The 14122-nt window shown below is 28.2% G+C and carries 11 protein-coding genes and 1 pseudogene; 7 read left to right on the top strand and 5 right to left on the bottom strand.

Annotation, left to right across the window (positions count from 1 at the left end; translation table 11 throughout):
* The first annotated feature begins 94 nt into the window (after positions 1-94).
* The 4 genes from pheT to I1A51_RS08535 all read left to right on the top strand — a co-directional run bounded on the left by pheT (position 95) and on the right by I1A51_RS08535 (position 5125).
* Entirely contained in the window at positions 95-2524 is a 2430-nt protein-coding gene (gene pheT, locus I1A51_RS08550) for a phenylalanine--tRNA ligase subunit beta (RefSeq protein WP_196893012.1), read from the top strand.
* A gap of 55 nt (positions 2525-2579) precedes the next feature.
* Positions 2580-3101 (top strand): DUF4269 domain-containing protein, encoded by a 522-nt coding sequence (locus tag I1A51_RS08545; RefSeq protein WP_196893010.1) that lies wholly within the window; start codon positions 2580-2582, stop codon positions 3099-3101.
* Between the two features lie 28 nt (positions 3102-3129).
* Complete coding sequence (locus I1A51_RS08540) at positions 3130-4161, top strand: quinone-dependent dihydroorotate dehydrogenase (protein ID WP_196893009.1); 1032 nt, start codon at positions 3130-3132, stop codon at positions 4159-4161.
* Between the two features lie 88 nt (positions 4162-4249).
* A complete protein-coding gene (locus tag I1A51_RS08535; protein ID WP_196893007.1) occupies positions 4250-5125 on the top strand; it encodes a T9SS-dependent choice-of-anchor J family protein in 876 nt (291 codons plus the stop codon).
* 73 nt (positions 5126-5198) lie between these two features.
* Here I1A51_RS08535 and I1A51_RS08530 read toward each other — a convergent pair whose 3' ends face one another.
* Both I1A51_RS08530 and I1A51_RS08525 read right to left on the bottom strand, forming a co-directional pair.
* Positions 5199-6320 (bottom strand): hypothetical protein, encoded by a 1122-nt coding sequence (locus tag I1A51_RS08530; protein WP_196893005.1) that lies wholly within the window; start codon positions 6318-6320, stop codon positions 5199-5201.
* Between the two features lie 7 nt (positions 6321-6327).
* Positions 6328-6762, bottom strand: coding sequence for a glycine-rich domain-containing protein (locus I1A51_RS08525; protein ID WP_196893003.1), 435 nt, complete (start codon positions 6760-6762; stop codon positions 6328-6330).
* 332 nt (positions 6763-7094) lie between these two features.
* Here I1A51_RS08525 and I1A51_RS08520 point away from each other — a divergent pair, with 332 nt between their 5' ends.
* Both I1A51_RS08520 and I1A51_RS08515 read left to right on the top strand, forming a co-directional pair.
* Positions 7095-7529, top strand: a complete 435-nt coding sequence (locus I1A51_RS08520) for a hypothetical protein (protein ID WP_196893001.1) — start codon at positions 7095-7097, stop codon at positions 7527-7529.
* 19 nt (positions 7530-7548) lie between these two features.
* Positions 7549-7965 (top strand): hypothetical protein, encoded by a 417-nt coding sequence (locus tag I1A51_RS08515; RefSeq protein WP_196893000.1) that lies wholly within the window; start codon positions 7549-7551, stop codon positions 7963-7965.
* A gap of 149 nt (positions 7966-8114) precedes the next feature.
* On the opposite strand, the gene miaE is transcribed toward I1A51_RS08515, so the two are convergent.
* From miaE to I1A51_RS08500, 3 genes and pseudogenes are all read right to left on the bottom strand, one after another.
* Positions 8115-8696, bottom strand: coding sequence for a tRNA-(ms[2]io[6]A)-hydroxylase (gene miaE / locus I1A51_RS08510; protein WP_196892998.1), 582 nt, complete (start codon positions 8694-8696; stop codon positions 8115-8117).
* A gap of 2 nt (positions 8697-8698) precedes the next feature.
* Entirely contained in the window at positions 8699-10621 is a 1923-nt protein-coding gene (locus I1A51_RS08505) for a cation:proton antiporter domain-containing protein (protein WP_196892996.1), read from the bottom strand.
* Between the two features lie 64 nt (positions 10622-10685).
* Positions 10686-12414 (bottom strand): annotated as a pseudogene (locus I1A51_RS08500) (DNA polymerase III subunit gamma/tau).
* 207 nt (positions 12415-12621) lie between these two features.
* Here I1A51_RS08500 and msrA point away from each other — a divergent pair.
* A complete protein-coding gene (gene msrA / locus I1A51_RS08495; RefSeq protein ID WP_196892995.1) occupies positions 12622-13287 on the top strand; it encodes a peptide-methionine (S)-S-oxide reductase MsrA in 666 nt (221 codons plus the stop codon).
* Positions 13288-14122 lie beyond the last annotated feature (835 nt).

The following is a 14122-nucleotide window of genomic DNA, read 5'->3' as shown; positions in this document are numbered from 1 at the left end:
AAGAATCAAAAATATCTTGAAATTTTCAGGTTCCAAGACTTGAAACTACTATAGGTTTTATTATCTTTGCGAATCGAAAAATAAAAAATATAGAATGAAAATATCATACAATTGGTTAAAGCAATTTTTACAAGTTGATTTAGACGCTGAAAAAACAGGGGAACTTCTTACAGATTTAGGTCTGGAAGTAGAAGGAATCGAAGTTGTGGAATCTATCAAAGGTAGTTTGAAAGGAGTTGTTGTAGGAGAAGTTCTTACTCGTGAGCAACACCCAAATGCAGATAGATTAAGTGTTACGACTGTAAATATTGGAGAAGAAGAACCAGTACAAATTGTTTGTGGAGCTCCGAATGTAGCTGTAGGTCAAAAAGTGCCTGTTGCAACTGTAGGAACTACATTGTATGATCCAAACGGAGAAGCCTTTAAAATTAAAAAAGGAAAAATAAGAGGAGAAGTGAGTTTAGGAATGATTTGCGCTGAAGACGAATTAGGTTTAGGTTCAGGTCATGACGGAATTATGGTTTTAGAAGAAAATTTAGTTCCAGGAACTCCAGCTTCTGAAGTATTCAATATCGAAATTGATCATGTGTTTGAAATTGGTTTAACGCCAAATAGAGCAGATGCAATGAGTCATTTAGGAACAGCTCGTGATTTAAGAGCTGGATTAATCCAACAAGGAAATATGGTTTCAGGATTAATTACTCCTTCTGTGAGTGCTTTCCATGTTGATGAAAGAGTGTTAAAGACAGATATTGAAATTGAAAATAAAGAATTAGTTCCAAGGTATGCAGGAGTTACAATTACAGATGTAAAAGTGCAAGATTCTCCTGAATGGATTCAAAATAGATTAAAAGCAATTGGATTAGCGCCAATTAATAATGTAGTAGATATCACAAATTATGTATTACATGAATTAGGGCAACCACTTCACGCATTTGATGCTACAAAAATTAGAGGAAATAAAGTTATTGTTAAAAACTTACCAACTGGTACTAAGTTTACAACTTTAGACGGTGTTGAAAGAGAATTACATGAAGATGATATCATGATTTGTGATGGAGAATCAAACCCATTATGTATTGCTGGTGTTTTTGGAGGAGAAAATTCTGGAGTTTCAGAAGGAACAACTTCTATCTTCTTAGAAAGTGCTTATTTTAATCCTGTTTCAATTCGTAAAACTGCAAAAAGACACGGATTAAATACAGATGCATCTTTCCGTTTCGAAAGAGGAATTGATCCAAATATTACGAAATATGCTTTAAAAAGAGCAGCTTTATTGATTGAGGAAATTGCTGGAGGAAAAATTTCTTCTGATGTAGAAGATTATTATCCAGAAAAAATAGAAGATTTCCAAGTGGTTGTTTCTTATGAGAATATTTACCGTTTAATTGGACAAGAAATTCCAAAAGACACAATCAAAAATATTTTAGCTTCTTTAGAGATTAAAGTAATCAATGAAACAGCTGGAGGTTTAGGATTAATTATTCCTGCTTACCGAGTAGATGTTCAGAGAGAAGCAGATGTTATCGAAGAAATTTTAAGAGTTTACGGATATAACAATATTGAATTTTCTCATAAATTAAATGCATCTATTTCATTTGATAAATTTGATGAAGTTAAATTTGAAAATAAAGTTGCAGATTCTTTAGTAAGTTTAGGTTTCCATGAAGCAATGGCAAATTCTTTAACGAAGCCTGAATATGCTGAAAAATCAGAGAGACTAAATTCAGAACATAACGTAACGATGTTAAATCCTTTAAGTAATGATTTAGCTGTAATGCGCCAATCGTTATTATTCTCAGGATTAGAATCTGTTGCTTATAATATTAATAGAAAAAACAATTCATTAAAGCTTTTCGAGTTTGGAAAAACATATCATAAATTTGAAAGTGGATATAATGAACATAAACATTTAACGCTTTTCGTAACAGGAAATAGAACAAAAGACACTTGGACGAATCCAGCGAAAACATCTGATTTCTTCTATTTAAAAGGAATTGTAAGTTCTATTTTAGGAAAATTAGGATTTGGAAAATTAAAAGTTTCTCCAACTAAAAATTCTGATTTCTCAGAAGGAATTACTTTAAGCTTAGGAAAAACTAAATTAGTAGATTTAGGAGTTGTAAAGAAAGCAATTTTAAAAGATTTCGGAATTAAACAAGAAGTTTTATTTGCTGATTTTGATTGGAAAAATATTCTAGAATTAATCAACAGAAAAAACCGAAAAGTAGTTGCTTTACCAAAATTCCCAGCTGTAAAACGTGATTTAGCTTTATTAATTGACTCGGAAGTTACTTTCAATGAAATTTATAATTTAGCTTTCCAAGCAGAAAGAAAATTATTAAAAGAAGTTGATTTATTTGATGTTTACGAAGGAGATAAATTACCAGAAAATAAAAAGTCTTATGCAGTAAGTTTCTTATTACAGGATGAGAACAAAACGCTTAACGATAAACAAATCGATAAGATTATGCAACGACTACAAACAACTTTTGAAAAGAATGTGGGAGCCACGTTAAGATAAATTATTTGAGAGCCTTTAGATTTAATTCTAAAGGCTTTTTTTTAAAACTAAAAAGATGCAAATAGATTTTACAAATTTGAATTATTTAAAAAATGGAAATCCAAAACAAAAAAGGGTTTATCAAATTTTAAATCAATATCAAATATTTGAAAAATTAAATTCATATCATCCTATTTTAGTTGGAACGATTCCAATTCAAATTGATACAGAAAATAGTGATTTAGATATTATTTGTGAATTTCAAAATGAAATAATTTTTAAAGAGATAATTGAAAAACTTTTTGGAAATCTGAATAATTTTAAAATAAAAGAAAGTAATAAATTTTTTGAAAAAGCAATTATTTCAAATTTTGAATTGGAAAATTTTCAGTTTGAAATTTTTGGACAAAAAATTCCGACTAACAAACAATATGGATATTTGCATATGCTTACAGAAGCAAGAATTTTAGAAGAAAAAGGAGAAGAATTTCGACTTAAAATTATTGATTTAAAGAAAAAAGGATTTAAAACAGAACCTGCATTTGCAAAATTATTAAACATAAAAGGAGATCCTTTTCAAGAACTTTTAAAGTATTAAATAAAACACACAACTAAACTATAACACAATGTACAAATCTCTAATTAGACCAATTTTATTTTCATTTGACCCAGAGAAAATTCATCATTTTACATTTTCATTTATCAAAACAACTTCTAAAATCCCTGGAGTTTCAGCTTGTTTACGTTCGAGATATCAAGTAAATGATAAAAGATTAGAAAGAGAATTATTTGGTTTAAAATTTAAAAATCCTGTTGGACTTGCTGCTGGTTTTGATAAAAATGCAGTTTTATATAATGAATTGGCAGATTTCGGATTTGGGTTTGTAGAAATTGGAACTGTAACGCCAAAAGCACAAGTTGGAAATCCTAAAAAACGATTATTTCGTTTAAAAGATGATCAAGGATTGATTAATCGAATGGGGTTTAATAATGAAGGAGTAAAAGCAGCAATTGAGCAATTAAAAAAGAATAAAGGAAAAATTATCATTGGTGGAAATATTGGAAAAAATACTGCAACTCCACAAAATTTAGTGATTGAAGATTATAAACTAACATTTAAAGAATTACATCCTTATGTAGATTATTTTGTAGTAAATGTAAGTTGTCCGAATGTTGGAAGTATGGCAAAACTTCAAGATAAAGATTATCAAGAAGAATTACTTACAGAGCTTCAAAAGATTAATAAAAGTTTTGATAAACAAAAACCAATTCTATTAAAAATTGCTCCAGATTTAAATACAATTCAATTAGATGAAATTATAGAATTAGTTGCAATTACAAAAATTGATGGAGTTATTGCTTCAAATACGAGCGTAAACCGTGAAGGTTTAAAAGCTTCAGAAGATATGTTACAAAATATAGGAAATGGGGGATTAAGCGGAAAACCAGTTAAAGATAGAAGTACAAAAGTGATTAAATATTTAGCAGAAAAATCGAATAAGGCTTTTCCAATTATTGGAGTTGGAGGAATTCATTCTGCGGAAGACGCTTTAGAAAAAATAGAAGCTGGAGCAGATTTAGTTCAAGTGTATACAGGATTTATTTATGAAGGACCACGCTTAATTAAAAATATTAATCGTGCTTTATTAAACAAATAATATTAAATTGTTAAATAATAGATGTAATTTTTAATTATTTTGTTAAAAAATAATAGATTTAGTCAGTAAAACTAAAAAATGAAACTATATGATTAAAAAAATTACTTCAATTATTGCATTTTCTTTAATGTGTACACAGCTAACACAAGCACAAGAAACTTATTTTTCAGATAATTTTGATAGTGAAGATACTGTTGATAAATGGGGAGTGACAGACAGAGATGGAGATGGAGAAAACTGGGGAATTGTTGATATGTTAGGATATCAAAATAACACAACAGCTTCAGAATTCGGTTCTCAATCTTTAGTTTCCTTTTCTTGGAAAGCACCAGCAGAAGGTGAAACAGGAGATGGAACATCATTAGATCCAGATAATTTGATTACTTCTATTGGAATTGATCTTACAAATGCGACTGGTACAATTGTTTTAAAATTTGATTATGGAACAATTGAAGAATCAGAGCCACAATATGTTGATGATCATTTTGGCGTTTATTTAACAACAACAAATGATCCAAATGAGATTGTAAACGAAACACCTATTTTTGAAAAAACATTTGAAGATTATGGTCTTCAAACAGAAGTTATGGATATTTCTTCTCATGCAGGAGGAATGGTTTATTTAACTTTTAGACATTTCGATTCTGCGGATAATTTTACTGTAGTAATTGATAATGTTGAGGTTCGTCAAGCAGAAGAAGGAGAATTAAGTAATGATGAGTTTACTTTTGAAAGTTTTAATGTGTTCCCAAATCCTGTACATGAAAACTTAAATATTACTTTTAATGAAAGAGGAACTTATAAAGTAATTCTAACAGATATTTTAGGAAAAGTTGTAAAACAATTAGAAGTATCTAATAAGAATTCCATCAATATTCCTGTTACTGATTTAAATTCTGGAAACTATATTTTAAATGTAAATTCAGACAAAAAATCTTACAGTAAAAAGGTTGTAATACAATAATAAAAAACTTAATATTACTTAAAACCTCCCATATTTTGTGGGAGGTTTTTTTATTTCTTATAAATGTTTTAGATTAGGAACTGCAAGAAGAACATGAACTACACGAACTGCAAGAGCTACAAGAAGAGCATGAACTGCAAGAAGAACCTGAATCAGAAGAATCAGAGCTATCAGACGAAGAAAATGAATCAAACCAGCTTCCTCCACTTTCTACAGTTGAATATTCTTCTCCAGAACTATCAGAAGAAGAATTGTCAAAACCACTAAAAGTACTTTCATCATTGCAATTTTCATCGACAGATTCCGAATCGCTAAAAAATGAAGAAGAACTGTCTATACTTTCTCCATAACCTAATACTTCACCAGTTTCATTTTCAAAATGTGTATCTGTAAATTCGTAAGAATGTTCATGATTAAAAGAAGACCAAGCCATTGTGTAAAAAAGAAAAGAATCAAATCCATGATATGAATAATAAGAAGGATAATAATCATAATCATAGATATCACTTTCAAATTCCATTTTCGAATTGTACTTCTTTTTAGGAACCACAACTTTTGATAAAATATTTGATTCAACTGCATCAACATGCATGTTTCTATTAATACTATATTTAAACTCATTAATAAAAGTTTCAAATAAAGAATGTTTTTCCATTTTAAATTGATTTAAAGCTTCTTGAGAAGAAAATCGATTTTGGAATTTTTCTTTAATTTCTTCACTTGTTTCTTGAGAAGCTTTAAAATCTTTTAAAAAAGCGTTGATTTTAATTTCAATTGGATGTGCACCGACTTTGTGATTTTTGAAAATATTGAAATCTAATAAATATTTAAATGTAGCATCCTCATGTTCTAAAACCATCGATAGTTTTTTGAAATATTCAGACATCGATAGATCGATTGATAAATCATAATGACTTAAGGCGTCTTTTAAATCATCTTTTTTTCCTTCTGTATCATTGTAAAAATCAATGTCATCATGTGAAAGACGAATAATATTGTTGATATTTTGGTGCTTACAAACTTTAAAAAGTTGCTGTAAAATAGAAACTGCTGTAAAAGTTTCTTGTTCTTCTTGTTCACTACTTTTTCCTGCTGTAAGGAAATAAAGTATTTTTTTAAAAGCTTTTGTAGGTTTGACTCTTTCAATTTTTGTCATTTGTGAAGGGTCAATTGTTATAATTGCTTCAAAGTACATAGTTTTTTTAGTTTGCTTCGCAAGAACCACATTGTGCAGAATTCCATTCAGAAATTGCATAATTTCCCCAAATTTCCGCATTTGGTTCTCCGAAAGTTAATATATATAATTGTATAGTTTTCTTGAAATTGTTTGCATTTGACTGTTTATTCTCATCTGGATTATGATGAATAAAACGATTAAATTTTTCTCTACAAAAAGAATCGTACAGTTTTGTGAATAAAATAAACTCATGCCAAGCATAATCAATAGCTAAAGTTGGGGTTAATTTTGCATCATAGGTTCCAACAAGAGCTAAAAATTTCAATAATTCATCAAATAGACCTTTGGTGTTTTCTGTATATTCTTTTGTAGCATTATAAATTCTTTTTTCTAGAAAAGGAAATTCTTCAAAAAGTTGATTTCTCCAAGATTTTATCTCGTTTAAGGATATGCGTTCCATGTGCTTTTTCTCTAATTTTTCGCAATGTAATTAATTTTTTTTCAATGACTATTTTTAGGTGTTTAAATTAAAAGTCCTTTTATAATAAGGGTTGTGAAAGAACTGATAGAAAATTAACATAATAAAATGGTAAAAAAGTATAATTAATTGGTTGAAAAATAGAAGTTTTATTGGAAATTATTTGTTTACTTAGGGTTACAAAATTTTGGTAAAGATAATAATCGATTATTGTTAAAAAACGTCAATTATAAATTAACTGATGTTAAAACAAGTATATATAACAAAAAAATATACTTTATTTATTAATTAACAATCAAACAAAAATTAAAAAAATGAAAAATTTAGTATTCAGCTTTTTCGCAATTTTCTTAGTATCAACTATTTCATCTAACGCTCAAATTTCAATAGGTGATGACTTAGGTTGTTGTGATTGTGGAGAAATTGGAATTCCAGAATATTCTTGCCAATTTGTAAACGGTTCTTTTGCTTATGGAGAAATTACTGTTTATTATAATTTAAAAGTTACAGTAGATGTTATCAATGAAAAATTTATTGGATTTAGTGGACATTATTCTTATACAACAGGAGATATTAGTTTACCAGCAGAATTTCCAATTGCAGGAACTTTCATTGATGGAGGAGGAGTAATTGTTGGAATTAACTATTCTGGAAATGTGTTTGGAATTGCACAACAAAAATGGTTTCAGTTAGGATTAATGAAAAGTTTAAATAGTAAAATTACTTTAGGAGATAAAAAAACTTGGTAAAACACTGATTCAATTCTAAATGAAAAATTTATTATTAAGCTTTATAACAATCTTTCTAGTTGGAACTTTTTCAAGCTTTGCACAACTAGACAATTCAGATGATATTATTACGCCTCCTGGAATGGAATTTATCAATATCTCTGATACATTTTGCTACGATAATACTTGTATCGAATATGGAATGCAAATAAGCTACTATATGGATTTAGGTACTTTGACTAGCTTCGAAGGTTATTATACATTTCCTACAAAATTTGGTTTTGCTCCAAGTTATTTAATTAAAGGAAAAATAAAAACCGATTCTAAAGGTAAAATTGTAGCTATCAAATATACAAATACACCGCCTGCCTTGGCTTATACAACAGGTTTTATTTCAAATTTAATCAATAGTATGAATCAGCAAATTCTTTATGGATTGCCGATGCCTCCGCAGTAATTTTAAATAAATTAATCTCCCTAGAAGGCTATTTCTTATTTTGAAATAGCCTTTTTTTTAGAATTAAATTTCGACTTAAATTTAATGTATAAACAAAAAAAACAGAATCATTTTTGATTACTGTTTCTTTATTTATATTATTTTAAAAACTATCCGTGAACAGTTTCTTTTTTTCCTAAATCTTTCATGATTTCTGCTTCAAAAACTAGTAAATCTTCCCATTTTTTATCTACTTCTTCACGATTACCATATTGTCTAGCAAATTTTAAAAACATCGTATAATGATTTGCTTCTGAAATCATTAAATCTCTATAAAATTTAGCTAAATCTTTATCTTCTAATTTTTCAGATAATAATCGAAATCTTTCACAGCTTCTAGCTTCAATTAAAGCTGCATACAATAATCTATGAACTAATTGATCTGTTCTGCTTCCACCTTTTGGAAAGAAAGTTACTAATTTTAAAACATATTCATCTTTTCGATCTCTACCTAATGGAATTCCCATTTTGATTAATCGATCATGAACCATTTTAAAATGTCCCATTTCTTCACGAGTTAAAGCAACCATTTCAGTTACTAATTCTGTATATTCTGGGAAACTTACAATTAAAGAAATTGCTGTAGATGCAGCTTTTTGCTCACAAAATGCATGATCAATTAATATTTCTTCAATATTTTTTTCGGCAATATTTGCCCATCTTGGATCTGTTGGTAATTTTAAACCTAACATTTTTAATTCTCAAATTTTAATTTAACAGCTTCTAAACTTTCCTTTGCTCCAACAAGTGTCATAATATCACCAATTCGAAGCCTTGTGTATCCATGAGATACAATTAATTGATTATTTCTTTTAACAGATAAAACCAAAATATCTGTAGGAAGACGTAATTCTCGTAAACGCATACCATGAATATCATTGTTGCGAATTTCAATATCCATAGAATCCTGACCTTCATCCATTCCTAAAAGAAGTGATGCAGCATTTGGAGAACGAACAAAATGGTCTAATAAACTAACCATTGCTGTTGTAGGTTCAATAATAATTGCACCAAGTTTATGGAATTTGTCAAAGTTATCTCTTTTATTTAATCTGACAATGATATCTTTTGTACCAATGTTCTCATAAATCAATTCTGCAAGTTTATAATTTTGGGAATCGGATAACATTAAAACAACAACTTCAGTTTTATCTAATTTTAATTTATTTAGAGTTTCTAAACTTATTTCATCTATTTTTTTGATTTCATAAGCTTCATTTTCCGAAATTTCTTTACTAGAATCTAACGTTGCAATTCTTGCTGACCATTTATTTTTGACTAATTGTTGTGCAAGCGCAATAGATTGACTTTCTAAACCAAAAATTAATGCGTCACGGTTTCCATCAAATTCTGGAACTTTTGCTCTTAGATGGCTTTCTTTTACGAAATTCAAAGACCATTTGAATAGAGGAGGACCTAATAATTGATTAATTACAATAATTGCAATAATAATTGTTTCAAATTCATGTCCCCAAGTTGGAAATTCATGCGAAATAATGGTAGCTAAACCTAAAGCAACTCCAGCTTGTGTTAAATAAGGCATCCAAGCAATAAATCGATATTCTTTTGGATCTTTTGCTAAATAAACTCCAAAGATTCCTGCGATAAACATTGTTCCTAATCTTACTAAGAATAAAACAACTGCGATACCAAAAACGTTTAATAATGTTTTTATTTCAAGTGAAGCTCCAGTTAATGTGAAGAAAACAATATAAATAATTGGGCTAATTTCTTCTATAATTTCTGCGAATTCTATTCTATGTTTACTATAATTTGTAAGTACAAAACTTCCAATAATACAAACTAAAAGAGGTTCTAAAACAAATCCATGTTCGAAATATTGTTCTGTCGTATCTTTTATAAAATGACTAAAAACATAAACTCCATAACCTAGAATTGTAATGATAACTGCTTTTACTTTATTATTAATTTTTAAAGAAAAAGGAATTTGAAGAATTTTTCCAAGAACAATTCCAAAAGCAAAAGAAACTAGAAGTTCTAGAAGTAAAATTACCATAAATAAGAATCCAATCTCATCGCCATTAATAAAAGCTTTTGCAATAGAAAAACAGATAGCGAAAAGAATAATTACAAGAACATCTTTTACAACAGTTACTCCCATTACAGTTTTAGTAAAAGGACCATTGGCTCGCATTTCATTTATAACGGCAACAGCAGATGAAGGAGAACGCGCCACGAAAATGGTTCCAAATAAAATCGCAACTGCAATTTTTGATAGCGTATTCATATCTTGCATAAATGGAATATATTCGGTGAGCATATAAATTGCAATCGAACTCAAGACAAATGTAATCACAAGTTGTCCAATAGTCATCCATTTAATACTATTTATTCGACTTCTTAAATCATCCAAATAAAGTTCGGATCCAGCAGAAAATGCAATAATTGCTAAAGCGATTTCATTTAAGAAGTTTAAACGATTTACAGTAGTTGTAGTAATAAAATTTAACATCGAAGAACCTGCAATGATTCCTGAGATGATTAAACCTGTTATAATAGGAAATTTTATTTTTTGAAAGTATTTTGAAATTTGGTTTGCTGAAATAGCAATTATCAAAAACCCAATAAGAGAGAGAATAAAATTATTTATATCCAAATTATTGTTTTTTTAGTTATTAGTATTAGGGTAAATATAAAAAAATGTTTATTAATTTTTAGTCTTATAAATCTAAGTCAAATTTTGTTCTTAATAAATCCAAAACACTATTTTTTTCTCGTAACTTTTTATATTTCTCTAAAGGTGTGTATGCGAACTTTTTAACTACTTGTTCGTTCACATTTACATCCAAATCAATATGATAATTATTTAATTTTTCTTTTAAAAATGCTAAAAGTTTTGGTCTATGACGAAGCATTTCTGCTTTCATCATGTCATTTGGAAGTGTAATTTTAATTAATGAATTTTCTACAGTTGGTGTATCTGCATTAATAATCGAAGCGATAATTTTTTCTCCTCTTTTCATTAATTGCTCTACATAAAGTCTCCAAAAATGTTGTAATTCAGCATCTGAAAATTCTGTTTTTGGCATTGTAGAAACATCTTCCATGATAGAAACATCTTCTTTTTTAGTAGAAGCTACCGTTTCCACTTGTAAGCTCTTTAAAGATAATCCAGAGTTTCGTCTTCTTCTTGTTGCAACAGAAGCATCCGCAGGTTTAGAAACTTCTACAGGTGGCGTTTTAGGTTTGTCTATACTAATTTTTTCCACTTGTGGAGGTGTTTCCACTTGTTTTTGTTGAATTCTTTCTTTTGGTTGTTGTGAAAATAATTTATCCGCAACTTGTTTAAAATAAGAAGAAGGAATTATGAATTGCTTATTTTTTTTTTTCGCCTCCAAAATTAATTGAGGCTAGCTGCATCAAACAAAGTTCGACCAACAATCGTTGATTTTTACTGTTTTTATAATTCAATTCACATTTTGTAGCTAAATCGATTGCTTGTAACAAAAACGAAGTATCACATTTCTGCGCTTGTTCTTTATATTTCTCTTTCGTGTTTTCTCCAACTTCTAATAATTGAAGTGTTACCGCATCTTTAGCAACTAATAAATCTCTAAAATGAGAAGCCAAACCAGAAATAAAATGATTTCCTTCAAAACCTTTACTTAAAACTGTATTATATTCTACTAAAAGTTCAGGGATTTTATGTTCTAAAATTTTCTCCGTAATTGAAAAATAAACAGCGTAATCTAAAACATTTAAACTTTCGGAAGCTGCTTCTCTTGTTAAGTTATTTCCAGAAAAACTAACAACTCTATCATAAATAGAAAGTGCATCACGCATTGCTCCATCTGCTTTTTGAGCAATGATATGTAAAGCATCATCTTCTGCGGAAACTCCTTCTTTTTCTGCAATAGATTTTAAATAATTCTTTGCATCTGCAATTCCGATTCGTTTAAAATCGAAAATTTGACATCTAGAAAGAATTGTAGGAATAATTTTATGTTTTTCTGTTGTAGCTAAAATAAAAATCGCGTGTGCTGGCGGTTCTTCTAATGTTTTTAAGAAGGCATTAAAAGCAGCTTGCGATAACATATGAACCTCGTCAATAATATACACTTTATATTTTCCAACTTGTGGTGGAATTCGAACTTGATCTGTCAAATTACGAATATCATCCACTGAATTGTTCGAAGCAGCATCTAATTCAAAAATATTGAAAGTAAAATCTTCATCAGTATCTGTACTTGATTGTTCGTTAATTCTCTTTGCTAAAATTCTAGCGCAAGTAGTTTTTCCAACTCCACGAGGTCCTGTAAATAATAAAGCTTGTGCTAAATGGTTGTTTTTTATAGAATTTTCTAGTGTATTTGTAATTGCTTGTTGCCCCACAACATCTTCAAAAGTTTGAGGTCTATATTTACGTGCAGATACTATAAAATGTTCCATTTAATCTTTAATTATTTAGTTCGCAAATGTATGATTTTCGTTAGTGAAAACCAAATGACTTTCTTCTTAAGAATTTTACGATAAACATAACATTCTTTTCTATTCTAATTTAGTAAATTAGGTAGAATAATGAAGAAATTTTTCAAAAAAATGTTATTTGAATTGTATTTTTTCGACTATTGAAAAAGAACATTAAATTTAAGATTTATGAAGTTGAATAATAAATATTGGATATTAACAATTTTAATCATATTAAGTGGAACTGTTTTTGGAAAAAAGCTTTTATTAAAAACAACAGAAAGAGATACACCAGTAAATACTGAAATAACTGAAGTTAAAAAAGGAGAAACTGTTGCTTATTTTGCTGCTGGTTGTTTTTGGTGTGTGGAAGCTGTGTTTGAAAGTGTAGATGGTGTGAAAGAAGCTTATGCTGGATATTCTGGAGGAACAAAATCGAATCCAACATATCAGCAAGTAGGAGCAGGTTTGACAGATTATGCTGAGGCAGTTGAGGTTGTGTATGATCCAACTGTTGTGAGTTTTGAAACTTTAGTTCGAGTTTTCTTTGGTTCACAAGATCCAACAACTTTAAATCGTCAAGGACCAGATATCGGAAAACAATATCGTTCTATCGCTTTTTATGAAAATCCAAAACAAAAGCAAATCATTGAAAAAGTGATTAAAGAATTGAATAGAACTACTTATCATGGGAAAATCGTAACGGAAGTAGAACCTTTTGAAAAGTTTTATAAAGCTGAAGCATATCACCAAAATTATGTGGTGAATCATCCAGATAATCCATATGTAAGAAGAGTTTCAATTCCAAGATTAAATGAATTTAAAGCAAAATTTCCTCAATATTTGAAGAAATAAGATTAATTATTTGATATAAAAATATGAAGCAGATAAGAAATAATCTTATCTGCTTTTCTTTTTTAGATAATTAAATTTTTATGTTTAATTCAATGAAATGAAATAAATCAATAATTATTGAAGTCTTTTCTTTTTTATTTATATCGAAGTGAGAACGAAATATCTAAAAAATATACAAATATTTAAATTTAAATTCGTTTGAATTTGTAAAATGTTAATATATTTGCTAAAAAATAATGAATATTTGTAAAATGTTGCTTTTTTAATTTTAAACAACACCTATTAAAAAAATTAAAATTAAATCATAGAATTAAAAATATTTTTAATTCAAAAATAGAAGGAAATCAGGAAGTTATTTTTTATAAATTTTATTTTTTTAAAAAAAGGAATTAAGATTCAAATTATGGAATGCAAATTGCTAAATTCCATTTCAATTAACGAATTAAAATACCGAAGTTTTAAACTTCAATATAAACTAACCCAAATTAACCGAGAAAGGTTGCCTACTTGATAGTGGCAACCTTTTTTATTTTTAGTTAAAATATATTCTTGCAATAAATTGAAATTAGAAACTTTAACATTTGTTCGTTGAATTATTTTAAATGTTAAAATAATTTTAATTTCTTCAAAAAATAAACTTAAAATTCAAAGTTTTTTATTTCTGTAAATTTATTTTGAGATTTTTATAATGGCTTAATTTAATCTGATTCTAGATACTGTAATTCTTGAAAAAATATTTAAAAAGTGAAAATTATGGAACGCAAGTTGCTAAATAGAATGCGTAACCAAATTGAGAGATTTAGAAGATTAGACTTTAAATCAACTAACTAAATTT

Origin of the sequence: Aureivirga marina, assembly GCF_015767265.1 — a bacterium.
Taxonomy (GTDB): domain Bacteria; phylum Bacteroidota; class Bacteroidia; order Flavobacteriales; family Flavobacteriaceae; genus Aureivirga; species Aureivirga marina.
The sequence above is the reverse complement of the archived record's forward strand: the minus strand, read 5'-3'. Positions and strand labels throughout refer to the sequence as shown.

Coding starts and splice junctions, on each gene's coding strand:
- msrA (WP_196892995.1), top strand. CDS start 12,622: ATGAAGTTGAATAATAAATATTGGATATTAACAATTTTAATCATATTA.
- miaE (WP_196892998.1), bottom strand. CDS start 8,696: ATGTTAGGTTTAAAATTACCAACAGATCCAAGATGGGCAAATATTGCC.
- I1A51_RS08535 (WP_196893007.1), top strand. CDS start 4,250: ATGATTAAAAAAATTACTTCAATTATTGCATTTTCTTTAATGTGTACA.
- I1A51_RS08540 (WP_196893009.1), top strand. CDS start 3,130: ATGTACAAATCTCTAATTAGACCAATTTTATTTTCATTTGACCCAGAG.
- pheT (WP_196893012.1), top strand. CDS start 95: ATGAAAATATCATACAATTGGTTAAAGCAATTTTTACAAGTTGATTTA.
- I1A51_RS08530 (WP_196893005.1), bottom strand. CDS start 6,320: ATGTACTTTGAAGCAATTATAACAATTGACCCTTCACAAATGACAAAA.
- I1A51_RS08515 (WP_196893000.1), top strand. CDS start 7,549: ATGAAAAATTTATTATTAAGCTTTATAACAATCTTTCTAGTTGGAACT.
- I1A51_RS08525 (WP_196893003.1), bottom strand. CDS start 6,762: ATGGAACGCATATCCTTAAACGAGATAAAATCTTGGAGAAATCAACTT.
- I1A51_RS08545 (WP_196893010.1), top strand. CDS start 2,580: ATGCAAATAGATTTTACAAATTTGAATTATTTAAAAAATGGAAATCCA.
- I1A51_RS08520 (WP_196893001.1), top strand. CDS start 7,095: ATGAAAAATTTAGTATTCAGCTTTTTCGCAATTTTCTTAGTATCAACT.